Here is a 26,295-nt window from a genome sequence, read left to right as displayed (position 1 = left end):
TCTACTCTTCCTGTTACAACAGTTCCTCTTCCTGTTATTGTGAATACGTCTTCGATTGGCATTAAGAATGGTTTGTCTATTGTTCTTTCTGGCGCTGGAATGTAGCTATCTACTGCATCCATTAATGCCATTATTTGATCTACCCATTTTTGTTCTCCGTTTAATGCTCCTAATGATGATCCAACGACTACTGGTACTTCATCTCCTGGGAATCCATATTCAGTTAATAATTCTCTTACTTCCATTTCTACTAATTCTAATAATTCTTCGTCGTCAACCATATCTGCTTTATTTAAGTATACTACGATGTATGGTACTCCAACTTGTCTTGATAATAGTATGTGTTCTCTTGTTTGAGGCATTGGTCCATCAGCTGCTGATACAACTAGGATTGCTCCGTCCATTTGAGCTGCTCCTGTAATCATGTTTTTTACATAGTCAGCATGTCCTGGACAGTCAACGTGTGCATAGTGTCTTTTTTCTGTTGTATACTCTATGTGAGCTGTATTGATAGTTATTCCTCTTTCTCTTTCTTCTGGAGCAACGTCGATTTTATCAAAGTCTACTCTTTCAGCTAGTCCTCTGTCTGATAATACTTTTGATATTGCTGCTGTTGTTGTTGTTTTTCCATGGTCAACGTGTCCTATTGTACCAATGTTTACATGGGGTTTGCTTCTGTCAAATTTTTCTTTTGCCATTTTTTCCTCCTAAGATTATTTACATTTTTTGTTTTTTATTTATTTTAGTTTCAACTCTAAGGGATTTTATCCCTTAGAGCTAAATAAAGCTTAGATTATTATCTTCCTCTTGCTGCTTTAATTTCATCTTGAATATTTCTAGGAACTTGTACATAGCTTTCAAATTCCATTGAGTAGTTTGCTCTTCCTTGAGATTTAGATCTTAAGTCAGTTGCATATCCAAACATTTCTGATAAAGGTACTTTAGCATCAATGATTTTAGCACCATTTCTGTCTGTCATACCTCCAACCATTCCTCTTCTAGAGTTGATATCTCCGATGATATCTCCCATATATTCTTCTGGAGTAGTTACTTCTACTTTGAACATAGGTTCTAGAATAACTGGTTTACATTTTTCAGCACCTTGTTTCATTGCCATTGAACCAGCAATTTTGAATGCCATTTCTGATGAGTCAACTTCATGGAATGATCCATCATAAAGAGTTACTTTAACTCCAACTAAAGGATATCCAGCTACAACTCCATTTTCAAGAGCTTCTCTACATCCTTTTTCTACTGCAGGGATATATTCTCTAGGAATTGCTCCTCCAGTAATTTCGTTAACAAATTCAAAATCTTTTCCTTCTAAAGGTTCGATTCTTAATTTAACGTGTCCGTATTGTCCTTTACCTCCAGATTGTTTAGCATATTTAACTTCTTGCTCAGTTCCAGAAGTAATAGTTTCTCTATAAGCAACTTGTGGTTTACCAACAGTTGATTCTACTTTAAATTCTCTTCTCATTCTGTCAACAATGATATCAAGGTGTAATTCTCCCATTCCTGATATAATTGTTTGTCCAGTTTCTTCATCAGTTTTAACTTTGAATGTAGGGTCTTCTTCAGCTAGTTTTGCTAAAGCAATTCCCATTTTTTCTTGGTCTGCTTTTGTTTTTGGTTCAACAGCTACTGATATAACTGGTTCAGGGAATTCCATTTTTTCAAGAATTATTGGATTTGTTTCTGAACATAAAGTATCTCCTGTTGTTGTATCTTTTAATCCAACAACTGCTGCGATATCTCCACAGTAAACAACATCAATTTCTTCTCTTTTATTAGCATGCATTTGAAGTAATCTTCCCATTCTTTCTTTCTTACCTTTTGTTGAGTTAAGAACATAAGAACCTTTTTCAACTATTCCAGTATATACTCTAAAGAATGTTAATCTTCCTACAAATGGGTCAGTCATAACTTTGAATGCTAAAGCTGCAAATGGAGCCTCATCTGATATAGGTAATTCTATTGCATTTTCTTCATTTTTATATTCATGTCCTTTAATAACTCCTTTTTGAGTTGGAGCTGGCATGTATAATGTAACTGCATCTAGTAAAGGTTGGATTCCTTTATTTTTAAATGCTGTTCCACATAATACAGGAATTATCATGTTTCCAATTGTTCCTGCTCTTAATGCAGATTTTATTTCTTCATTAGAAACTTCTTCTCCACCAAGATATTTTTCCATTAATTCGTCATCACATTCAACGATAGATTCAATCATAGCTTCTCTCATTTCTTCTGCTTTATCAGCATATTCAGCTCTGATTTCTCTTTCTTCTATATTTTTACCTTTATCGTCCATATAAACGATTTCTTTCATTTCGATAAGGTCTATAATTCCTTCAAAAGCATCTTCTGCTCCAATTGGTAATTGGATAGGTACAGGATTTGCTCCTAATTTTTCTTTAATGTCGTTAACGCACATTTCGAAGTTAGCTCCGATTCTGTCCATTTTATTAAAGAAAGCCATTCTTGGTACTTGGTATTTGTCTGCTTGTCTCCATACAGTTTCAGATTGAGGTTGAACCCCGTCAACTGCTGAGAATACTGCTACTGCTCCGTCTAGAACTCTAAGAGATCTTTCAACTTCAACAGTAAAGTCCACGTGTCCTGGTGTGTCTATTATATTTATTCTATGATTTTTCCAGAAACATGTTGTAGCAGCTGAAGTAATTGTGATACCTCTTTCTTGCTCTTGCTCCATCCAGTCCATTGTAGCAGCTCCATCATGAACTTCTCCAAGGTTGTGGTTAACTCCTGTATAGAAAAGAATTCTTTCAGTTGTTGTAGTTTTACCAGCGTCAATGTGAGCCATTATACCAATGTTTCTAGTCATTTCTAATGAAACTTGTCTAGCCATCTAGTTTATTCCTCCTAATTAAATTACGCCAAAATACAAAAATTAATATTTGTAGTGTGCGAAAGCTCTGTTAGCTTCAGCCATTCTATATGTATCTTCTTTTTTCTTAACAGTTGCACCTTCATTGTTAGATGCTGCGATTAATTCAGCTGCTAATTTTTCTACCATACCATATTCTTTTCTTTCTCTAGTATAAGCTTTTAACCATCTTAATGCTAAAGTTTGTTGTCTTTCTAATCTAACTTCTGTAGGAACTTGGTATGTAGCTCCTCCGATTCTTCTTGATCTTACTTCGATTTGAGGTTTAATGTTTTCCATAGCTTGTTTGAAAACGTCGTACCCCTCTTTACCAGTTTTTTCTTTTATTAAGTCCATAGCTGAATAGAATATTGATTCAGATAAAGATTTTTTTCCATCTACCATTAGTGCATTTATAGTTTTAGTAACTACCTTATCGTTATATCTAGAATCAGGTAATACATCTCTTTTAACTGCTGCTCTTCTTCTTGACATTTAAACTGTGTCACCTCCTTAAATTATTACGCTTTTTTCATTCCATATTTAGATCTAGATTGTTTTCTGTTGTTAACACCAGCTGTGTCTAGTGCTCCTCTGATTATCTTGTATCTAACCCCTGGTAAGTCTTTTGTTCTTCCACCTCTTATAAGTGCGATTGAGTGTTCTTGTAAGTTGTGTCCTTCTCCTGGGATGTAGCAAGTAACTTCAAGTCCGTTTGTTAATTTTACTCTGGCAACCTTTCTTAAAGCTGAGTTAGGTTTTTTAGGTGTAGTTGTATAAACTCTTACACAAACTCCTCTTTTTTGTGGGTTTCCTTGTAATGCTGGAGATTTACTTGTTTCTTCTAAAGTTTGTCTCCCCTTTTTAACTAATTGATTTAGAGTAGGCATTTTACCCTCCTTCCGATTTAAATTTTTATATTTTTAATTTTTATTATATAACTTAAATATTATAACTTTTTTTTGAGAAAAAGTCAATTTAATTATATAGCACAAAGTATTGTATCATATTTTTTAAAAATTACAAAGCTTTTTTTAAAATTTTTAATTCTTTTTCTATATCTTCCCATTTTTCCATAGATTCCATAATCTCATCATCTAATTTTTCCATCTTTTCTTGGATTTCCAATAGCTTATCAAGATTATTTTCTTTTCCAGCTTGATTATAGTCCTCTTCTAAAAGTGACTTTTTCTCCTCTAATTTTTCTATAAATTTTTCTGTTTCGTTATATTTTTTCTCTAAAGAAGATATTCTATTTTTTACTCTTTTTTGTTCTTCATAATCATTTACACCTTTTGTATCTTTTTCAACAACAGGCTTATTTTTTCTTTCACAATATTCTTTATAATTTCCGTGGAACTTTTCAGCTCCGTTTTCTGTTATTTCATAGATAGTATTTACTATTCCTTCTAAGAAATATCTATCATGAGATACTATCAGGATTGTTCCTTGATAATCTTCCAAAGCTTCTTCTAAAACTTCTCTTGAATAGATATCCAAATGGTTTGTTGGTTCGTCTAGCACCAAGAAGTTAGCTTTTTTTAGAATAAGTTTCATTAAAGTTACCCTTGCTTTTTCTCCACCACTTAAAGAACCTATTATTTTAAATACATCTTCTTCTGGGAATAAAAATCCTCCCGCAAGTCTTCTTACATCTTCCTCGCTCATTGGATAGTTAAACATGAATTCATTTAAAATACTCGCTTTTTCATCAAGTCCTTTGTGATTTTGGTCATAGTATCCTATTGTTACTTTTTCTCCTATTGTTACTACTCCACTATCAGCTTTTTCTGTACCATTTATTATTTTTAAAAGAGTTGATTTTCCAACACCATTTTTTCCAATTATTCCAACTCTTTCTCCTCTAAATATTTCAAGATTTAGATTTTGGAATATTTTCTTTCCATCGTAAGATTTTGAAAGATTTTGGATTTTTAAAACCCTATCTACACTTGGTCTATCTATATCAAATTTAAGTTTCATCTTTCTAACATTTACGACTGGATTTTCCATTTTTTCCATTCTATTTAAAAGACTTTCTCTTCCTCTAGCTTGTTTTGATTTTATTCCAGCCTTGTAACGTCTTATGTATTCTTCCATCTGTTTGATTTTTTCTTGCTCTTTTTCGAAAGCTTTCATTGCTCCAGATAGATAAACCTCTTTTTGAATAGTATACTCTGTAAAGTTTCCTTTATAAGTTTTTAAAGTATGTCCCTCTATTTCAAAAATTCTTCCAACTACATTGTCTAAAAAATATCTATCATGAGACACTACCATTACAGCTTTATTATAATCTTTTAAAAATTTTTCTAGCCACTCAATAGCTACCAAATCCAAATGGTTTGTAGGCTCGTCTAGTATCAAAAGTTCTGGTTCTTCTAATAAGATTTTTCCTAAAGCCACTCTAGATTTTTGTCCTCCAGAAAGATCTCCTATTTTTTGCTTCCATAAATCTTCTTGAACACTTAATCCATTTAAGATTTGTTTAACTTTATATTCAATAGCATATCCTTCCTCTTGTTCATAGCGAGTAGTGACAACTGCTAATTCTTCCATTATTTTATCAAAATTATCTGGCTCTAAATTTATTCTAAAACTAAGTTCTTGTATTTTTTTATAATCCTCTAAAACACTTCCAAAAACAAGCATCAATTCATCAAAAACAGTATTTTCATAATTAAGATTTATATTTTGAGAAAGGTATCCTATTCTTAAATTTCCCTTTTTACTAATAGTTCCTCTTTGATTTGTACTTGGATCAACATCATTTTCTTCCTCTTCTAATAACATTTTTATAAGAGTAGTTTTCCCAGCTCCATTTATTCCAATAACACCAATTTTATCTTTTTCATCAATAGAAAAACTTATATTTTTAAAAAGAGTTTCTCCTGAAAAACCTTTGTATAAATTATCAACATGTAGTAAAGCCATTTTATTTTCTCCTAAAATATTTTATCATTCGGAATTATTATATCATAAATTATATTATTTTGTAAGTTTTCCAATAAAAAACAAGACGAAAAAAGAGTTGGACAAAGTCCAACTCTTAATTATATTATAACTTATTTAGTTACAACTAAGGATTAGTACCATCCTCTTAATTTCATTGCAGTAGCAACTTTTTTAACAGAGTGCATGTAAGCTGCTTCTCTCATTGTAACATTGTATTCTTCTTTGATTTTCCATAAAGCTTCGAAAGCGTCAACCATTGCGATGTCTTCTTTTTCTTCAACTTCTTTTTCTCCCCAGTAGTATCCGTATAGGTTTTGTACCCATTCGAAGTAAGAAACTGTAACTCCACCAGCGTTAGTTAAGATGTCTGGAGTAAGAACGATTCCTTTTTTATTTAATACTTCGTCAGCAGCTGGAGTAGTTGGTCCGTTTGCTGCTTCACAAACTAGTTTAGCTTTGATTAATTCAGCTTGGTGAACATCGATAGCTTTTTCTAGAGCTGCTGGAACAACAACGTCTACGTCTGCTCCCCAGAAGTCGTCGATAGCTATTTCTTTAGCAAATCCGAATAATGTTTTGTGTTCTTGTTTGTAATCCCACATAGCTTGGAAATCTAATCCGTTTTCGTCATAGATAGCATATGGTCCGTGTTCTTTGTCGTATTCACACATAGCTACAACTTTTCCACCTAATTTTTGGATGTTTTTAACTGTGAATGCTCCAACGTTTCCGAATCCTTGAACTGCAACTTTTGGTTCAACGATTCCCATTTTTTTACAAGCTTCTCTAACTGTTACAGCAACACCGTATCCAGTAGCTTCGTTTCTTCCTTTAGATCCACCGAAATCAACTGGTTTACCAGTTAAAGTTCCGATTGCAGAAGTTCCTGTTAATTTGTTGTATTCGTCAACCATCCATGCCATGATTTGTCCGTTAGTATTTACGTCTGGAGCTGGAACGTCAACTTTTTCTCCTATTAGTTTGTAGATTCCGTCGATGTATCCTCTTGATAATCTTTCTAATTCACCTTTAGATAATTCAGAAGGGTCAACGATGATTCCTCCTTTACCTCCTCCATAAGGGATTCCAGTTACAGAGCATTTGAAAGTCATCCAAATTGATAATGCTTTAACTTCTTCTAAAGATACGTTAGGATGGAATCTGATTCCTCCTTTTGTAGGTCCTACTGCATCATTGTGTTGAGATCTGAATCCTTTGAATATTTTTATAGATCCGTCGTCCATTTTAACTGGAATGTTAACTTCGATTACTCTTTGTGGTTCTTTTAATAATTCATATACATTTGGTTCCATTCCTAGTTTGTCACAAGCATTTTTAACTTGAGCTTGAGCCATTTCAAAAACGTTTAATTCTTTTGCCATTTTCTTTACCCTCCATATTAAATTTAGTTCTGTAAGTTATTCTGTATTTAATAAAAAATTTAAAATCTTAATTTATAAAACTACCTTGAAAAAACTATTTTATTTTGTTTTTACAATCTCCAGTTTCTTCATATTCTTTTAAGTTTTGGAATGTAGTTTCTATCATGTTTGTAACAGCTTCATCAGTATAAGATCCCATGTGTGGAGATACTAATACTCTTGGATACATTCCTAATAATTTTTCTACCATTGGATCTTCTACTTTTCCACCTTTGAAATCTTTGAAGAATACAGTAGATTCATTTTCTAGAACGTCTAATCCTAATCCTGCTAAGTGTCCGCTTTCTAAAGCTTCAACTAAAGCTGGAACGTCTTGAAGTTCTCCTCTAGCAGCGTTTATTAAGATTGCTCCTGGTTTCATTTTGCTTAAGAATTCTTTTGTAACAACTTTTCCATTTTCTTTAATGTATGGGCAGTGTAATGTTACGATATCACTTTTAGCTAATAATTCATCTAATTCAACTTGAGTAAGAATGTCTTCTACTCCTTCTTTTTTGAATAAATCTTGTCCTAATACTGTTGCTCCTAATCCTTTGAATAATTTAGCAGCTGTAAATCCTATTCTTCCAAGTCCTACAACTCCAACAGTACAGTTTCTTATTTCTTTAGAGAACATATTTGCATCTACTGTGTAGTTTCTTTCAACTCCAGTTCTGTGAGTAGTGTATGCCATATGTCTTAATAACATCATTGCGTGAGTAACAGCTAATTCAGCTATTGCGTTAGGAGAGTAGAATGGAACAAATGCCATTTTAAATCCTAATTCTTTTGCATAAGGAATATCTATGTGGTTAGTTCCAACTGTTCTAGTTAATAGATATTTTACTCCATATTCTTTGTAAAGATCTAAGTTTTCTTTATTAGCAAAACAGTTAGCTCTTAAAACAACTACTTCGTGTCCTTTTGCCATTTCAGCAGTTTCTTTTGAGTTTAAGAATTTTTCTGTACAAGTAACATCAAGATTGTATTTTTCTGCTAATTTTTCAAAGAATGGTTTTTCAACTGGTCTAACACCATAACAAAATACTTTCATTCAAATTCCTCCTAAAGTGTATTTTTAAAATAAATATAAACTCTTTTTTTAATATATCTTTTTTATATTTATTGTTCGTTTTATTGTCCCTTATGTTTGAATTATACATCTTTTTTAAAAGAAAAGCAAGTATTTTTTTTAACGGCATTCTAACGAAAAATTTCTAAAAAAGAAAGTTTTTTCTATAAACAAAACATTTTTCCAACAACTAAACGCAATAATTTCAAAAAAATATGATTACTATTTATTTTATTAATAATACTATAAGTTAATATTATAAACTTCTATTTTTTGAGAGAGATTTTATGAAATTTTATAACCAAATATTTTTTTGATTTTTTTATTCTATTTTTAATAAAGCTAATTACTTAAAAATAGATAGACTATTATTTTAATTTTTTTGATTTCTAAAGATATAAGTTTTTCTTATAGCAACTCCTAAAAAATTATTTTTTATTTTATATTTTTTTAATCTTTTCTACACTATATTAAAGGTAAGTTTTTTATGATTTATAATTTTTAGCCAAGCTAGACTGAATATGTTGCCAAAGTTTTATTTTTATAAATATAACCAATATTTTATATTAAAACAAACTTAAGCCAAGTGTAGCCAAAAAAATTTAAAAATGGCTACACTCTAAAATCTTTTATTACAATAAGTTATATGAAAAAATCCCAATTTGTAGCCAAAATTTCACACCACCTACATATATATACTTGAGAATAGAAAAGTTATTAAAATTATAAAAAAATTTTTCCAATAATAGATACCCCACACTTTTTTGGCTACATTTTAATAAAATTCAATATAATACATTTATTTTAAATAAGTTATGATGTAGCCAAAAATTTTATAAAATGGCTACACTTTTTTATATATCATTATATTACCAAAAGTTAAAATAATATATTTTGGCTACACTTTTGGCTACAACTGGCTACATTTTAAAGAAAAAAAGAGAGAGAATAAATCTCTCTCTTGAAAATCTTATTTTTTTATTAAAGGCTTTAACTAATCAAACGATTAGAAGTTGTAAGTCCATCCTAAACCAAATTCACCTTTGTAATCATCATCTTTCGCTGATGCATCATTTGCTTCATATTTGTTGAAATTATATTGATAATATGTATCTACTACTAAGTTCTCAGTTACATTGTAAGCAAGTGATAATATAGCTGTATGTTTATTATTTTCTAATCCATCTTTTCCATTTAACATTTCAACATCTTGAGCAAATTGATATCTATATTCTGCTCCAACTTTGAAATCATCATTTTGGAATAAAGTTCCTCTTAATCTAGCTTGATGAGCATAATCAGATTTTTTATCTTCTACTACACATCCATCTCCAGCATATTTAAATCCTTCAAAATAGTAAGCTAAAGTAACTGGTCCATAAGATAATTGAACTGGTTCAGCTTCTAAATAGAAATAGTCTTCAGCATTAGCATTATCTCCATTTACGAAATAATAAGCTGGATCAAACCAACCAGAAACCATTCCAAATTTATAAGATACTGGTAAGAAGATAGCATCTTGATTTTTTTCTCCTCTCCATCTTAATCCAAGTGAGAAGTTTTCAAAATTTCTTGTTGCTTGTAAATCTATTCTATGTCCAGCAGATCTCATTCCGTCCCATACTTCTTTTCCTGTATGAGCGTCATCTGTAGATGCTTCCCAAGTTTTTCTAGCCATTAAGTTAAATGTCCAATTATCTCCTAAAGCTAATCCAACTCTATTTTCTAGATGAACTGCTTCACCTATATTTGCATCATTTTTTGTTCCTTGACTTGAAGTATCAACTACTTTTAAAGTTTGTCCTACTGAAGTTACTCTTAATACTGGAGCTGCTTTTACTTCAACAACTTCTTGTTCTACTACAGGTGCTTCTTCTACAACTGGAGCTGCCTCAGGCATAACTTCTTTTGCATAAGATACAGATGCTACTGATAATGCTGCTAATAATAATGCTAATTTTTTCATAATAAATATCCTCCTCTTATGAGATTTTTATTTTTTATCTTTTAATACATCCCCATAGCTTTATTATACTCTTTTTTTATAATTTGTAAATAGTTTTTTTGTTTCTCAAATTATTTCACTATTTTTTATATTCTTTTATTACACTGATACTATTTTAGAACTTATTTATTTTTCTGATTTTAAACAAATTGTTTTTACATATTATGACTACAATTCTAGTATTAAAACTCTAAGTAAAAGCTTTACATTTACATTGGAATTTATTCTATTTTTTATTTCCATAATCTTTTCAAGTTTTCCAAAATCCTTTATAAAATGGCAAATATAATCGCAAATCTCCATTACAACAGATCTTTCATTTTCACAAGCAAAACTTATATTTTCAGCTATTACAAGTCTTTCGGCAACATCAATATACTCTATATTTTTATAAAGATTTATAAGTCCCTTATAGACTTTTATTTTATTTTCCATAAGAGATTTGATTTTTTCCTCAATTTTTTCCTCTCTCAGTTCTTTTTTCAGTCTTACATAGTTTTGTAGTGGCTCTCCTAAATTTTCATAGGAAAAAGCCTCATCTATATCAAAACCATATTTTTTATAGTCCTCTATATCTTTGCCCTTGCCTAAAAAGAATTTATATTCATTAAGAGTAATACCAAATTCCTCAGGAGTTTTATTTTTTATCTTTACTATTGTACATCTTGACTTTATAGTAGGTAAAAGATTTAGATTTTTAGAAAGTAGTATAAAGAAATCTCCCTCTTCTGGCTCTTCTATTATTTTAAGAAGTGCATTGCTAGACTCTTTTTTTAGCTTTTCAGCATCCTTTATAATAAAAATTCTATTTCCACCCTCATAGGTAGCACTTGAAGATATTTTTGCAATCTCTCTTATACTATCAATCTTTATACCATTATCATCTTCAAATATTTCTAAATCTCCATGGGTTAGACTATTCATTCTTAGACAAGATTCACATCTATCACAAAAATCATATTTTTCATTTTTACAAGTTAACGCTTTGGCAAAAGACAAAGCAAACTCCATAAGAAGTGCTTTATCTTCTCCATAAAATATATATGTTCCCTCTTTTTTTCCATTTTTTAACTCATTTATTAAAAAACTTTTTGCCTCTTCATTTGAAACTATATCTTTAAACATATTAATATCCTTACTCAATATTTTCTTCTATGATTTTTTTTATCTCATCAACTTTGCCATCTATATAAAGTCCTGCTATATAAGCTTCAAAACCTGTGGCGTTTCTATACTCCATTTGAGTACAAGTTTGAGGAAAAGATTTTATATTTCCATTTTTAGCTTTTCTTATTATCTCTTGATATTTTTCTTCAACTGTAGGATAAATTTTTTCTAAGATTTCACTTTGTGCCTTAGCATTTACATATTTTACTACTTTATTATTAAGGTTTCTAAGATTTAAACCCTTTGCTACAAAATGCTCTCTCACATTTACTTCCCATACAGAATCCCCTAAATATGCAAGTACAAGACCGTTTGTCTCCTTAAGATTTATAGAGACCATATTGTTTTATCCTTTCCGTCTTTTATTTTTATTCCCATTTCTCCAAGTCTATCTCTTATTTCGTCAGATAATGCCCAGTTCTTTTCTGCTCTAGCTTTTCTTCTTATTTCTAATAAAAATTCCACTAAATCAGCTGTTAAGTTTCCAATATTTTCTTGAGATTTTAAAGTGACACCAAATACATTTTCCATTATATTTTCAATATAGTCATATGCCATTTGTAGAGATTTTACCCCCTCTTCAGAGATTTTTTCTACTTCTGTATATTTATTTATCTCTTTTATAAGCTCAAATATTACTCCGATACCTTGGGCTGTGTTAAAATCATCGTCCATAGCTTGGATAAATCTTTCTTCTGTTTCTTTTAGTAAATCTTTTAATCCTGATAAGTCATCTCCACCAGCCACAGCACCAGATTTTATTTTTTCTCTAAGTCTTTCTACTGCGTTATCTATTCTTTCAAGACCAGATTTAGCTTGTTCAAGTTCGTTGTTAGAAAAATCTATTGGTTTTCTATAGTGAGCACCTAGAACAAAAAATCTTATTACTCTACCTTCAAAATGCTCTAAAACTTCTCTTAATAAGAAAAAGTTTCCTAAAGATTTTGACATTTTTTCTCCATTAACATTGATATATCCGTTGTGCATCCAATATCTAGCATATTCTTGGTGAGAGCTACATCTTGATTGAGCTATCTCATTTTCGTGGTGTGGGAATATCAGATCTTGTCCTCCACCATGAATGTCAAATACGTCCCCAAGAAGTTTGCTTGACATAGCCGAACATTCTATATGCCAACCAGGTCTTCCTTTTCCCCAAGGAGAATCCCAGCTAGGTTCTCCCGGTTTTGCACTTTTCCATAGAGCAAAGTCAAGTGGAGATTTTTTAATATCATTTACTTCTATTCTAGCTCCAGCTTTTAAGTTTCCAATATCTTGGTGAGAAAGACAACCATAATCATCTTTATCTTTTTCAACCTCAAAGTAGACATCTCCATTTACTTCATAAGCGTAACCTTCAGCTATAAGTTTTTTGATTATCTCTTGCATCTCATCTATATATTCAGTAGCTCTAGGTCTTATCATTCCCTCTTCTTTAAGATTTACTTTTTTAGTATCTTCAAAATAAGCCTCAATATATTTTCTAGCTATCTCTTTAGAAGTAACTCCCTCTTCGTTAGCTCTTTTTATAATTTTATCATCTACATCTGTGAAGTTTTGAACATATTTTACTTTGTATCCTCTATACTCAAAATATCTTCTTACTGTATCAAAAACTATGGCAGGACGTGCATTTCCAATGTGGATATAATTATATACTGTTGGTCCACAAACATACATTGACACTTCTTTTTCTTTTAGTGGTATAAATTCTTCTACTTTTCTTGTCATAGTATTGTATATTTTTATCATTATTTCTCCTCCTCTAAAAATTTCATATCATCTATTGTTGTTATTTTTATATTTTCATAATCTCCCTCTAGTAGCTTTACATTTCCAAAATATCTCTCTACTAGTGAAGAATCATCTGTTCCCAAAAATCCATCAACTTTAGCTTTTTGATAAGCCTTAATTAAAACATCTCCTCTAAAAACTTGAGGTGTCTGAGCCATAAAAAGTGTAGCTCTCTTTGGTGTAGATTTTATTATTCCATTTTCATCTACTATTTTTATAGTATCTTTTACAGGCATACCGATTACAACACCATTTAGGTTTTTATCATTTATTAAAGCCTCATAAGTTTTTATTATATATTCCTCTTTAAAAAATGGTCTAACTCCGTCTTGGATAGCTATAAGAGAATTTAGTTCACAACATTTTAAACCATTGTAGATAGAGTCCTGTCTTTCAGCTCCTCCCTCTACAATATGAGAGATTTTTTTTATTTCAAATGTTTTACAAACCTCTTTTACTTCATCTATAAGCTCTTTTTTAGTGACTAGGACAATATTTTTCACAATAGGAGATTTCTCTGCCACCTCTAAAATATTCACAAAAAGTGGTTTCCCTTTATATTGTAGGAATTGTTTTGGATAACCTAAACCCATTCTTTTACCAGAGCCACCGATTGCAACGATAAGGGTATAATTTATTTCAATGTTACCACTGTACAACCTACACCACCTTCTCCTTGTCCACCAAATCTAAAATCTTTTACATATCTACAATTTTTTAGATATTCAACTATTCCTTTTCTTAACGCTCCAGTTCCATTTCCTGTAACAACTTGTACTTCTTTATATCCTGTTAAAACAGCTTTATCCATATATGATTCAAGTTCATAGATTGCTTCTTCTACCATTTTTCCTCTTAAGTCAATTTTTGAACTTACACGACTGCTTTTTGAAGATGTAGCCTGAGTATATTCTTTTGTTTTCTTTTCTGTGATTTTTTTGATGTCATCTAAAGATACTTCAAGTTTTAAAATACCAGCTTGAATAAGTACAGTTTCTTTACTTTTATTGATTTTTAAAATATCTGCATATTGTTTTAAGCTATTAACAAGGACTTTTTCTCCCTCTTTAAACTCGATTTTTCTTGCAACTTTTGGTTTTTGTTCAACATTTTCATCTTTTTCTTTACCAAGATTTGTTCTAAGCATATTAAGACTTTTTTGAACGCTTTTTGCGTCGTCTTTCTTAGTTTCTTCTGATTGAAGTTTTTTAACAAGGGCAGCAGCTTTATTTTGCATATCTTTCATCATTTGATCTGCTTTTTCATAAGCCTCTTTTAAAATATTATTTTTTTCAACTTCTAATTTTCTAAGTTTTTCCTCATATTCTATTTGTTCTTGTTTTACTTTTTCTTTTAGAGCCTCAACCTCTACTCTCATTGATTCTAACTCATCAGATTTTTCTTTGATATTTGTTATCATCTTTTCAACTTTTTTATTTTCATCACTTATATATGATTTTGCTTTTTCAATTACCTCTTCAGCAACTCCCAATCTTTTTGCAATTGTAAGAGCATTACTTTCTCCCGGAATTCCAATTAATAGTCTATATGTAGGAGATAAAGTATCAGAGTTAAATTCCATTGAGGCTGTTTCTATTTCCTCTTCATTATATCCATAAGCTTTTACTTCACTGTAGTGAGTAGTTATCATTGATTTTACTTTTCTATCTTTTAAGAAATCAATAACAGCCATAGCAAAAGCTGACCCCTCCACTGGGTCTGTACCAGAACCAAGCTCGTCTAAAAGTACAAGAGAGTTTTTAGTAACTGATGTAAGTATACTTTGGACATTTTTCAAATGACCAGAGAATGATGATAGAGATTGTTCAATACTTTGTTCATCTCCAATATCAGCATAAACTCCTGAGAAAAATCCAATACTAGATTTTTCATCAGCAGGGATTGGAATACCTGAAAGTGCCATCAAAGTTAAAAGTCCAGCAACTTTCAAAGCAACTGTTTTTCCTCCTGTATTTGGTCCTGTTATTAATAATGTATTATATTTTTTTCCAATTTCAAATGTCAATGGTACAACCTTATCTCTATCTATAAAAGGGTGTCTTCCAGCTACAATACTTAGTTGTTCCCTTTGATTTATCTCAGGAATATTACATCTATAGTCCATTGCAAATCTTGTTTTACCTGTTAGATTATCTATCTCAAGAACTGACTCAGCTATTTTTGTAACATCATCTATATTTACTCTTATTTGGTCAGTGATTCTTAAAAGAATTTTTCTAATTTCTTCTCTTTCACGAGCTTCAAGCTCTCTCATTTTATTATTTAAAGATACTACTCCAAGTGGCTCGATAAATACTGTTTGTCCACTAGAAGATCTGTCATGTTCTATCCCTTTTATCATACCTTTAAAATCTGCTTTTACTGGTATAACATTTCTTCCATCACGGTTTGTAACGATTTTTTCTTGGATAGCTCTTGAAAGACTTTCATCATTAAACATATCATCAAATTTTCTTTTGATATTTGTAGCAAGTAATCTTTTTTGAAGTCTTATATCTCTTAAATCAAGAGAGGCCTCATCTTGGATATTTTTTTCGTTATCAATAGTTTTATTGATTATATCCTCAATAAATTTTAAAGTTGGAACTTGACTAAATCTAGCTTTTAAGTTTTTATATTTATCAAGTTCATCTAGTTTATTTTTGAAAAGTCTAAAAATTCTTAAGTTTTGATTTATATCGTAAAGCTCATCTGGCTCAAAAAACATACCGATAAGTTCACATTTTTTTAGAGTTTCCATAATATCTTTTAGGTTAAATATCTCTATTCCACCATCATATTTATGGAAGTCTATAAAATCTCTCAAGATTTCAAACTCTTTTTTTAATTGGTTAATCTCAGAATATATTTTTAAATTTTCTACTCTATCTCTGTTTGATTTTGTCATCATATATTGTGCTAACACACCTTTTAACTTATCAAACTCCAATACGTTATAATTATGATTATTCACACTATCACCTTTTTAAAAATTTCTATATTTTATCTCAATATTATATCACATATTTACTCTATTTTTTTAATTTTTTAAAAATATCTAAAAATTTTGTCATTGTTTGCAAAAAACCGTTGATTTATTTTTAAGTTAATGATATAATAATATGCAAATTATTTTTTAGGGGGTGCAATTATGCAAAGATGTGAAATCACTGGTAAAGGAATTACATTTGGACATCAAATTTCTCACTCTCACAGATTAACTAACAGAGTTTGGAAACCAAATTTACAACCAGTTTCAATAATGATCAACGGAAAACCTCTTAGAGTTAAAGTTTGTACTAAAGTTTTAAAAACTTTAAAATCTGCAAACGAAGTTGAAGTTATGCAAATATTAAAAGCTAACGCTAACACTCTAAGCCCAAGAATTGTTAAAGCATTAAACAAATAATAACAAATTCATAGGTAATATAAAAAAAGACAGCATTTTAATGACTAGTCTTTTTTTATTTTTTGTAACTATATAAATTAAATAATCAACAAATGACAAAAAATAAAAAAAGAATGATTTTGCTCACTCTTTTTTTACTTTGGGGAAATTTATTATATATTATGCATTTTTATTAACTTCACTCTTATGACGTCAAGGTTAGAAAAAAAGTTTATTTTATTTTTATTTTTTTATAAAAATTTTTACAGATTTTTTTTGAAAAATATAGTATAATTATTCTTGAATTTTTTTAATTTTTTAGGAGGAAAAATATGAAAGCTTATGCTACTTTTGGAGTTTGTGCAAAAGAAATTCTTTTAGATGTAGATTCTAATGGAATTATTCAAGATATTGAATTTGTTGGAGGTTGTGACGGAAATACTCACGGAATAGAAAATCTTGTAAAAGGTTTACCAAAAGATATAGTTATCCAAAAACTTAAAGGTATAACTTGTAGAACAAAACCTACTTCTTGTCCTGACCAACTTGCAAGAATCTTAGAAGAAAATTTCTAATTTAAAAAGGGAGCCAAAGCTCCCGATTTTTATTTATATAAGATTTATTTCAACTGTTCGCCTTCTGTTTTTGCTATAACAAGTGTACAAACAGCATCTCCTGTTATATTTATCATTGTTCTAAACATATCAACAAATCTATCAATTCCCATTACAAGTCCGATTCCCTCTAATGGAAGTCCCACTTGAACTAAAACCATTCCAAGCATAATAACTCCAACTCCCGGAACTCCAGCTGTACCGATTGATGCTAGAGTGGCTGTAAGAATTATTGAAATGTAGTGAGCCATTGTTAAATCTTTTCCATAGATTTGAGCTATAAATATAGTAGCAATCCCTTGCATTACTGCTGTTCCGTCCATATTTATTGTATTACCTAATGGAATTGTAAAAGATGATATTGTTTTTGAGACTCCAAAATTTTCTTGAACTGTTTTTAAAGATGATGGAAGACAAGCACTACTTGATGCTGTTGAAAATCCAATCATCATTGTTGGAGCAAATCCTTTAAAGAATTTTATTGGATTATATTTTCCAAATAATACTAATATTCCTTGGTAAGTTACTAAACAGTGAATAAATAAAATTATAACTACACCGATAAAATATTTAAATAATGGAATAAGTGCCACATAACCTAGTGTTGTAAAAGTTTTAGCTATAAGTCCGTAAACCCCAAGTGGAGCAAGTTTCATTATAAGTTCAACTAATTTTAAGCTTATACTATTTCCTTCTTCAAAAAGTTTTTTTACATTAGATGCTTTTTCTCCAAGAAGTGAAAGAGCCACTCCAAGTAATATTGCAAAAACTATTATTTGTAACATATTTCCTGTTGCTAAAGCCTCAATAGGATTTATTGGTATCATATCTAAAAGTATATCTACAAAAGGTTTTGTTTCTGGAGTTTTAACAGCAGTTGTTGCTATATTTTCCAATTGTATTCCCTTTCCAGGATTAATTATATTTCCTCCTACTAAAGCCAATACAACTGCAAAAGCTGTAGTTGAAAGATAAAAAGCTAAAGTTTTTATTCCTATTCTTCCAAGTTTTGTAACATCTTCAATACCAGCTGATCCCATTACTAAAGAACAAAGTACTAATGGTACTACTACCATTCTGATAGCTCTTACAAATCCATTTCCTAAAAAGTTAAATATAAAATTTAAAAGATATTTTTCTACCATTGGATTTTCTTTTATTGGGTGAAGTATCAGTCCTGTAACTACTCCTAATATCAGTGCTATAAAAATTTTTGTCGTCAGATTCATTTTTTTTGTATTTTCCATATTTCTCCCTCCACTCCTAAACAATTTCATTTATTGCTTGACATTATATCAGATTATAGAAAAATTACAACAAAATTTTAATATTTTTAAAAATATATTAAATCGTCACTAATTTATAATCATTACAATCTGTTATAGAACATATAATTTAAAATATATATTCTATTTTGAAATTGTATTCATTTATTCAATGGAAAATTTAATAAAAATAAAAAAGGCTACTACATTTTAAATTTTTGTAGCAACCTCTATTTTTATTTCTTTTCTATTTTAATATTTTCTCTTTTCATTGTACTATTTCCTTCAAAAATAGCTCCCTCTTCTATTGAAAGAATTTTAGTTATTATATCTCCTTGAACTTTTCCACCAGATATTAATTCTAACTCATCAGTTTCTATCTTTCCTTTTAAAAGTCCACTTATAATTATTTTTTTAGCTTTCATACTTCCTATAACTTGTCCATTTTCTCCTACAGTTATAAGAGCTGTCGATTCAATATTACCCTCAACTTTACCAGCCACATAAATATTACACTCTAATTTTATGTCACCTTTTATGGTAGTTGCTCTTGATATTATTGTCATCTCTCCACCTTTTACAGTAGATGTATTACTTTCAAATAATGCCATTTTTTCTCCTCTTATTACTTATCTATATTAAATTTTTTTAATTTTCTATAAAGAGTTGTAAGTCCTATATTCATTTTGTCACAAAGAATTTTTTTTCCTTCAGTAGAATTTCCATATTTTTCCAAACCTTTTATAATATAGTTTTTTTCTATTTCACAGAACTCATCTTCTAAAATTTCAAAACTCTCTTTTTTTATCTCTTCCAAGATTATATTTTTATTTTTTGAAAGTTTTATATTTTCAGGTAGCATAGACACAGTTACCCTGTCAGCCTCTCCACAAGTATTCATTATAAGTTCTATAACATTTTCAAGCTCTCTCACATTTCCAGGCCAGTCATAGTCCAATAATACATTCATAGCTTTTTCGTCAATATCTATCTCTTTTTTTCCAGAGATTACACTATATTTCTCTATCAATTTTTTAACTATTGGTTCAATATCCTCTCTTCTCTCTCTCAAAGGACAAGTTTGAATAGGAATAACATTTAATCTATAAAAAAGATCTTCTCTAAATTTTTTCTCTTTTATTTTTTGTCTTAAATCAGCATTTGTAGCTGCTATTATTTTAATATCTAAATCTATACTCTTATTAGACCCTATTCTCTCGATTTTTTTCTCTTGGATAACTCTTAATATTTTTGCTTGTAGATATAGTGGCATATCTCCAATCTCATCAAGGAAAATAACTCCACCGTTAGCAAGCTCAAATTTTCCCATATGTCCATTGTTATCAGCTCCAGTAAAAGCTCCCTTTACATATCCAAAAAGTTCACTTTCAAGAAGTGAGTCAGGTATGGCAGAACAATTTATTACTACCAAAGGTTTATCTTTTCTATTTCCACTAGAGTGAAGTGAACGAGCTATTAATTCTTTCCCTGTTCCACTTTCTCCTGTAATAAGAACTGTAGAATTTGAATTTGCCACAGTTTTTATATATTCTTTTAAAGATTGAATCGATTGAGATGTACCGTGAATATCATCTAAAGTAATTCTATTATATTGGTTACTTACCTCAACAATATTTTTGCTAATCTTTTGTATATCATCAAAAATAAAACCATTTATCTTTTTTTGACTAAAAGAAACCATTGGAACTTTTTTTCCTGTTACATTATATTCTTTTTTTCCTATTATAAGTTTAAAAATTTCTTCATTCATTATATAGTCATTTTGACTTATAAGTTGCATCTTTTTTCCCTCGGGATTAAAAGAAAGTTTTAATTTTTTTATCCCTATTTGATTGATACTTGTTATATTTCCATCTACATCACTTAGGATGACACCTTTTGTCATATTGTTTAAAAGTTGATTTAAAGTTTCCTCTCTCTCTTTTTGAAGTAAACTTTCTCTATACTCTTTAAACTTCATTCCAATAAATTCTGCTATCTGTTTTGTAAAATCAAGATAAGACTCTACATCTAAAAGTATTTTATTTTTTTGCTCCTCATTAAAACATAAAAGTCCCAAAACTCCCTCTATCTCTCCGTTACAATAGATAGGAGTAGCTATTTCCAAAGTTTCTTTACATAACTCTTTGTCAGCACAAATTTGACAAAGGTCGTGAGTTCTAGGATTTTCTATTATACTTGTTTCTCCTGTTTCAATAGTTTTTTTAAAAACATTTCCTCTAACTCTTTCACCAACAGTATCGTTATATCTGCTAGTTCCAGAAACTCTCTTCATATTTTTATCCACAACTCCAACATCAACATTTATGACAGTTGTAATAACTTTTATATATTTTTTTATATGTTCCTCTATTTCTATAAGAGATATATTCATCTTCACTCCTAAATAATTTTTATTTTTCTTTTGCTAGCCGATTTTATCCCCAACTCTTCTCTATATTTTGCTATTGTTCTTCTAGCTATATCTATTTTTTGTCCTTTTATATAGTCTGCTATCTCTTGGTCAGTGTAAGGTTTTTTTCTATCCTCTCCCAAAATTAGCTCCTCTATAAGACTACATACAACCTCTTTAGTATCATTTAAAACAAATAAATCTTTTATTCTCATTATACCTTTCTCAGTTAAGACATATTTATTTTTTATCGCCCTTGACACTGTTGATTGATGTACCTTTAATATCTCAGACAACTCTTTTGAAGTAAAAGTTTTTAATTTTCCATTTTCTTCTGAAAAAAAACTATACTGTCTCTCCAAAAGAATTTCTAATATTTTTTTCAAGGTCTCTCTTCTTTTTTCTATAAAATTAACCAAACTTACTGCTGAATTATAAAAAGTTTTATTCTCTCTATTTTCAATCTCTTTTATTTTTATTTTTGGGATATTTTCATTTAACATCACAACTTGATATTCCCCATCTACCATTTTTATCTCTGCTTCAGGAGCAATATAGTTTGTGACATCTCCCATATAAAAACCTCTGGCTGGTATAGGATTTAATTTTCTTATAACTTCCAGATAGTTTTTAATTTTATTTTCAGATATTTTTAACTTTTCAGAAATCTCACCATATTTTTTTTCTGAAAGTTCTTTTAAAAAATATTTTATCAGATTTTCCAAAACAATATCATTTATATTTTTTTTATGTAACTGAATAATCAAACATTCTTCAAGATTTGATGCACCTATTCCTATTGGCTCTAGATTTTTAACTATCTCTAAAGCTTTCTCTACATCTCTCATAGAAAATTTTGTCAAATCCTTTATCTCTTTTTTACTAAGTGTAAGATATCCCTTTTTATCAAGATTATTTATAATATATTTACATAAAAATTCTGTCTTTTTATCTATTTTCAAATATCCAATCTGCTCTTCAAGATAATCAATAAGACTTTCTTCTTTATGAGCTAAATCAAGTGGTGAAAATTCCTCATCATCACTTGAGTATTTTTTTCCATAGTTATTCGAAAACTCTACATCTATAAGGGGATTTATCTCTGTAGTTTTTATTAGATATCTTTCTAAATCATATAAAGACATCTCCAAAATATTTAGGGAAAGTTTCATTTCTTGAGTTAAAACTAATTTCAGATCTTGTTTTATATCCAATACTACGTCCATTACTCCCCCTTATTTTTTTATTTCAATGTTTTTATTAAATCTTCCATAGCTGGATTTGTTGGTATATCATTTTTTCCAATTTCTACAGCATCTTGAGGTATACTTTCCATATCATTCATCTCAACAGCTATTGAATCAAAATCTTCAACTTCCTCTTTTGATATTTGATTTTCTTTTTCTTCTATGTATATTTCTGTTTTTCCGTCAGCTCCACCTATAATTTTTTCTTCTGCTTTTATTTCAGTAGGTGTCTCCACTTTTTTCTCTACTATTTTTGTTTTTTTCTCTGATATTTTATAAGTTTCTCCAACTTTTATATTATTTCCAACAATACTTGGATTTAGATTTTTTATATCATCTACTGTTACTCCGTAATATTTGGCTAAAGAATATAAAGTATCTCCTGGTACAGCTCTATGAAGAACTTCTTTTGAAACTACCTCTTCTACTTTTTCTATTTTTATAGGTTTTTCCACTTTTGTTAAAGCTTTTAAATCCTTTGCCTCTATTTTTTCATAAATCATTTTTTGAGGATTAGAATCATTAGCATACATATCTATTTTTGTAACTCCAACACTTTGGAAATTTTTATCCTCTCTTACTATATAAGTATTTCCTACTCTTTTTATTGAACTTCCATTTCCCTCTCCACTACTTATAACAATATCCATTCCTGGAATATTTTTTACTATATCACTTATATTCCACTCTCTATTTAGATTGCTATCATCCATAGAAGTAAGAGCTATTACAAAATCTATATTATTTTTTCTTATAAGTTCCAAAAGTTGTGGTATCACTAAAATAGGCTCTTCTATTTTTATTTGAGCCTTAGTTTTTTCGTCCATCTCATCATAAAGTGCTGGAGAAACTATCCCTATTATAGCCACTTTTTCTCCACCTATATTTCTTAAAACATATGGTCTTACAAAATCCCCACCTGTTCTATATTTTACATTTGATGCCACTATTCTAAAATTAGATATTTTTTCTAATTCTTTTATTCTTTCAGTTCCGTAGATAAAATCTCCTTTTCCCAAAGTTGTTGCTTGAAGATTTATTGCATTTAATATTTTTACTACATTTTCTCCACGAGAACTATCTGCAAACTCACTTCCAGAAAAATTTCCTCCACCGTCTAAATAAAATACATTAGTGCTACCAAATTTTTGCTCTTCATTTTTTATAATCGTAGCAAGTCTCGAGTATCCTACTCCCTCTTCAATATTTCCATTTACATTATTAGTATTTACGATAGCTACATTATATACAATAGGATTTTCTTCCTGTGATTTCTCTTCTACAGAGGTACATCCTACCAATAAGACTGTCAATAACCATGCTAATTTTTTCACAAAAACAACCTCCCATTATTCTTTTTATTACCCTTATTATACTATAATTTTTATTTTTTTTCATAAAAAATTTTGTTTTATGATATAATCTAAATATTCATTTAGTAGGAGGAATCTATGAAAAAATTTATCTCTTTTTTTATGATTTTTATTGTTTGTACTTTTTCTAGCTTTGCTGAGGAAAAAAATTTTTATGGTCAAGTTAATACAAAACAAGATAAAATTGATGCTGTTGATAGACATATAAAAGAGTTTGAAGAAAAGATAAAAGATTTGGAACTTTTAAAACAACATATGTCTAAAAATAAATTTGATATTAATAAAAAAAATGCCTCTCCAAAAATAGCTCTTGTCTTAAGTGGAGGAGGAGCTAAAGGTGCTGGACATATTGGAGTTTTAAAAATTTTGGAAAAATATAATGTTCCTGTTGATGTAATTGTAGGAACTAGTGCTGGTAGTATAGTTGGAGCTCTTTATTCTATCGGATACTCTCCTGCTGAAATAGAAGAATTTATGATGACCCAAGAGTTTGACAAACTTTTTTCAAATAGCTCTGACAGACCTCTAAAAAACATCTCTCAAAAACTTTTAGAGAAAGATGGAACACTTGGAATATCAATTGATGAAAATAATAATATATATTTTCCACTTGGGATAGTTAATGGAGAACATATTTATCTGACTTTTAAAAAAGCTTTTGAAAAAGCTGAAAGAATAAAAAGCTTTGATGATTTTCCTATAAAATTTAGAGCTATTTCTACAAATATTAATACTGGAAAAAGTTTTGCTGTAAAAGAGGGGGATTTAGCAAAAGCTGTTCTTATGAGTATGGCAATTCCATCTATTATTACACCTATTGACCACAAGGGTGAATATTTTGTTGATGGAGGAGTTACTGATAATTTTCCTGTCCTTGAGGCTATAAGATCTGGAGCCGATATTATAATTGGTGTTGATATCACTGCTAATCCAACTGTTATAAATGATAAATCAAATATAATAACTGTTGTTGATAAAATTTCTACATACAATGGATTTAAAAGCACAGCTATTCAAAAAGAATATGTTGATTTGCTTATTGTCCCTAATGTAAAAAATTATGGAACTCTTGATTTTAATAGTTTACCTGAGATTATTAAAGAGGGAGAGATTGCCACTGAAAAATTTTCAAAGCAACTTAAAAATCTTAGCAATGAAAAAAAATTCTTAGCTATAAAAGAGAAAGGTGAAAATTTAAAAGAGTTTTCAACATCTGTATCTCATATAGAATTAAGTGGAAATAGATATTTATCCGGTTCTAATGTTCTTGATTTAAAACCTAAAAAGGATTCTTTATCCATTGAGGACTTAAACACTTGGGCTAAAAAATTATATGCTCTTTCGTACGTGGATAGAGTTTTTTATGAAGTTGATGGTGATAAAGTTACTTTTGCTATAAAAGAAAGTCCTAGATTTAAAATTTATGGTAACCTAAGTTATATTTCAAATAACTATGGTATTGCATTAAATCTTAATACAGATTTACCTTTTGAAAATATGTTTGGGCAAAATTACTATATCAATAGTGAACTTTCATTCTTCCCTAAAATAGGTTTTGGAAATCGAAGTTCATATAAATTCTTTGGAAGAGATTTTACTACAAACTACACTATCTCTTATGAATACAATCCAATATTTTTATATGGTCATGATAAAGGAAAATTAATTTCAAAATACATAAGTAGATCCTTAAATTTAAAATATGATTTTAGTACTCCTCTTAATAATGATACACTATTTGGAGTTACTGGAAAATATACTTATTCTGGATATTCTTTTAACTCAGGACTTTCATATCCTTTTGATGATATAAGAGATTATTTCTGGACAGGAGCTTATATTATTCATGATAATTTAGATTCTATCACTTTCCCATCAAAAGGAACTTTTGGATACCTAATGGGATTTACAAACAAAGGAATTTCAACAGATGATTTTAATTTCCAAGGATATAAATATAATTTCTACAAAGCTTTACCAGTTACCAAAGATTTATCTTTCGGATTATTTACATCTGGTGGAGGAATTATTGAAAATAATTTTGATAATCAATACGAAGGACTTTTCAAAATAGGTGGCTCTAGAAAATTCTCTTTAAATCATCAGGAATTTGATTTCTATGGTGTTCATCACTATGGTATTGTTGCTAGCAAAGTATTTATTGCTGGACTTAATCTACAATATAATATTGATTCTAATCTTTATTTAGTGGGAAGGTATAATATTCTTACTTATGATGCTGATAACTTATTCTTCCAATATCAAAGAAATAGCTCTTTCTCAGATGATTTTTATCATGGATATGGAGTTGGACTTGGATGGAATACTTTCTTAGGACCATTAGAAATAACTATAACAAATAATGTCTTAGATAATAATGATGTTTTATTTAATATCTATTTTGGATATAATCTATAATTAAAATAAAAGACTATTGTAAATAATAGTGATCTAAACTCTATTAACAATAGTCTTTTTTATTTATATTTTTTATAACATTTAAGTTTTTATTTTAATATTAGATAAATTTTTTAATTTTTCATAAAAAAATCAATTTATAATTTTCTTGTATAAAATAAAAAAACAACCTTCAAAGGTTGTCTGTATATTCTCAAAATGGCGCTTCTTGCTGGACTCGAACCAGCGACAACACGATTAACAGTCGTGGGCTCTACCAACTGAGCTAAAGAAGCA

21 protein-coding genes and 1 tRNA gene are annotated in these 26,295 nt (G+C 29.5%); 3 read left to right on the top strand and 19 right to left on the bottom strand.

The window, feature by feature from the left end:
- The 13 genes from I6E15_RS07815 to I6E15_RS07755 all read right to left on the bottom strand — a co-directional run.
- Positions 1–698: elongation factor Tu (locus I6E15_RS07815; RefSeq protein WP_235247278.1), on the bottom strand; the 698-nt coding region annotated here is incomplete at its 3' end.
- A gap of 98 nt (positions 699–796) precedes the next feature.
- Positions 797–2,872: an elongation factor G gene (fusA, locus tag I6E15_RS07810; RefSeq protein WP_235247277.1), complete on the bottom strand. Its 2,076-nt coding sequence runs from the start codon at positions 2,870–2,872 to the stop codon at positions 797–799.
- Between the two features lie 42 nt (positions 2,873–2,914).
- On the bottom strand, positions 2,915–3,385 hold the full coding sequence (rpsG, locus tag I6E15_RS07805) for a 30S ribosomal protein S7 (RefSeq protein WP_177160383.1): 471 nt from the start codon (positions 3,383–3,385) through the stop codon (positions 2,915–2,917).
- Positions 3,386–3,411: 26 nt separating this feature from the next.
- Entirely contained in the window at positions 3,412–3,780 is a 369-nt protein-coding gene (gene rpsL, locus I6E15_RS07800) for a 30S ribosomal protein S12 (RefSeq protein ID WP_235247276.1), read from the bottom strand.
- 130 nt (positions 3,781–3,910) lie between these two features.
- Positions 3,911–5,821, bottom strand: a complete 1,911-nt coding sequence (locus I6E15_RS07795; RefSeq protein WP_235247275.1) for an ABC-F family ATP-binding cassette domain-containing protein — start codon at positions 5,819–5,821, stop codon at positions 3,911–3,913.
- 152 nt (positions 5,822–5,973) lie between these two features.
- A complete protein-coding gene (locus I6E15_RS07790) occupies positions 5,974–7,224 on the bottom strand; it encodes a Glu/Leu/Phe/Val family dehydrogenase (protein ID WP_235247274.1) in 1,251 nt (416 codons plus the stop codon).
- A 94-nt stretch (positions 7,225–7,318) separates the two neighbouring features.
- Positions 7,319–8,317: a 2-hydroxyacid dehydrogenase gene (locus tag I6E15_RS07785; protein ID WP_235247273.1), complete on the bottom strand. Its 999-nt coding sequence runs from the start codon at positions 8,315–8,317 to the stop codon at positions 7,319–7,321.
- 1,024 nt (positions 8,318–9,341) lie between these two features.
- Positions 9,342–10,301 (bottom strand): hypothetical protein, encoded by a 960-nt coding sequence (locus I6E15_RS07780; RefSeq protein WP_235247272.1) that lies wholly within the window; start codon positions 10,299–10,301, stop codon positions 9,342–9,344.
- 207 nt (positions 10,302–10,508) lie between these two features.
- A complete protein-coding gene (locus I6E15_RS07775; protein ID WP_235247271.1) occupies positions 10,509–11,465 on the bottom strand; it encodes an ATPase in 957 nt (318 codons plus the stop codon).
- Positions 11,466–11,475: 10 nt separating this feature from the next.
- A complete protein-coding gene (locus I6E15_RS07770; protein ID WP_177159974.1) occupies positions 11,476–11,847 on the bottom strand; it encodes a ribonuclease III domain-containing protein in 372 nt (123 codons plus the stop codon).
- Positions 11,835–13,259 carry a cysteine--tRNA ligase gene (gene cysS, locus I6E15_RS07765; protein WP_235247270.1) on the bottom strand — a complete coding sequence of 475 codons (1,425 nt, stop codon included), beginning with the start codon at positions 13,257–13,259 and terminating at the stop codon, positions 11,835–11,837. The genes I6E15_RS07770 and cysS overlap by 13 nt, the downstream gene beginning before the upstream one ends.
- Positions 13,259–13,960 carry a 2-C-methyl-D-erythritol 4-phosphate cytidylyltransferase gene (gene ispD, locus I6E15_RS07760; protein WP_235247269.1) on the bottom strand — a complete coding sequence of 234 codons (702 nt, stop codon included), beginning with the start codon at positions 13,958–13,960 and terminating at the stop codon, positions 13,259–13,261. The genes cysS and ispD overlap by 1 nt, the downstream gene beginning before the upstream one ends.
- Entirely contained in the window at positions 13,936–16,275 is a 2,340-nt protein-coding gene (locus tag I6E15_RS07755; RefSeq protein WP_235247268.1) for an endonuclease MutS2, read from the bottom strand. The genes ispD and I6E15_RS07755 overlap by 25 nt, the downstream gene beginning before the upstream one ends.
- A gap of 177 nt (positions 16,276–16,452) precedes the next feature.
- On the opposite strand from I6E15_RS07755, the gene rpmB reads away from it, so the two are divergent.
- Together rpmB and I6E15_RS07745 are read left to right on the top strand one after the other, a co-directional pair.
- The gene (rpmB, locus tag I6E15_RS07750) at positions 16,453–16,710 is read left to right on the top strand and encodes a 50S ribosomal protein L28 (protein ID WP_235247267.1); all 258 of its coding nucleotides are present in this window, start codon (positions 16,453–16,455) and stop codon (positions 16,708–16,710) included.
- A gap of 311 nt (positions 16,711–17,021) precedes the next feature.
- Positions 17,022–17,264 (top strand): TIGR03905 family TSCPD domain-containing protein, encoded by a 243-nt coding sequence (locus I6E15_RS07745; protein ID WP_235247266.1) that lies wholly within the window; start codon positions 17,022–17,024, stop codon positions 17,262–17,264.
- A 44-nt stretch (positions 17,265–17,308) separates the two neighbouring features.
- On the opposite strand, the gene I6E15_RS07740 is transcribed toward I6E15_RS07745, so the two are convergent.
- The 5 genes from I6E15_RS07740 to I6E15_RS10265 all read right to left on the bottom strand — a co-directional run bounded on the left by I6E15_RS07740 (position 17,309) and on the right by I6E15_RS10265 (position 23,562).
- Positions 17,309–18,550, bottom strand: coding sequence for a dicarboxylate/amino acid:cation symporter (locus I6E15_RS07740; RefSeq protein WP_235247265.1), 1,242 nt, complete (start codon positions 18,548–18,550; stop codon positions 17,309–17,311).
- Between the two features lie 254 nt (positions 18,551–18,804).
- Positions 18,805–19,179, bottom strand: a complete 375-nt coding sequence (locus tag I6E15_RS07735) for a bactofilin family protein (RefSeq protein WP_235247264.1) — start codon at positions 19,177–19,179, stop codon at positions 18,805–18,807.
- Between the two features lie 14 nt (positions 19,180–19,193).
- Entirely contained in the window at positions 19,194–20,963 is a 1,770-nt protein-coding gene (locus I6E15_RS07730) for a sigma-54 interaction domain-containing protein (protein WP_235247263.1), read from the bottom strand.
- Positions 20,964–20,971: 8 nt separating this feature from the next.
- Entirely contained in the window at positions 20,972–22,207 is a 1,236-nt protein-coding gene (rpoN, locus tag I6E15_RS07725) for an RNA polymerase factor sigma-54 (protein ID WP_235247262.1), read from the bottom strand.
- Positions 22,208–22,224: 17 nt separating this feature from the next.
- A complete protein-coding gene (locus I6E15_RS10265; RefSeq protein WP_235247261.1) occupies positions 22,225–23,562 on the bottom strand; it encodes a LysM peptidoglycan-binding domain-containing protein in 1,338 nt (445 codons plus the stop codon).
- A 117-nt stretch (positions 23,563–23,679) separates the two neighbouring features.
- Here I6E15_RS10265 and I6E15_RS07715 point away from each other — a divergent pair, with 117 nt between their 5' ends.
- On the top strand, positions 23,680–26,019 hold the full coding sequence (locus I6E15_RS07715; protein ID WP_235247260.1) for a patatin-like phospholipase family protein: 2,340 nt from the start codon (positions 23,680–23,682) through the stop codon (positions 26,017–26,019).
- A 199-nt stretch (positions 26,020–26,218) separates the two neighbouring features.
- Here the strand turns inward: I6E15_RS07715 and I6E15_RS07710 are convergent.
- Positions 26,219–26,294, bottom strand: a tRNA-Asn gene (locus I6E15_RS07710).
- Position 26,295: the final 1 nt, after the last annotated feature.

The organism is Fusobacterium perfoetens, assembly GCF_021531475.1.
Classification (GTDB): domain Bacteria; phylum Fusobacteriota; class Fusobacteriia; order Fusobacteriales; family Fusobacteriaceae; genus Fusobacterium_B.
Note: the sequence above shows the minus strand (reverse complement) of the source record. Positions and strands in the feature narration are given on the sequence as shown.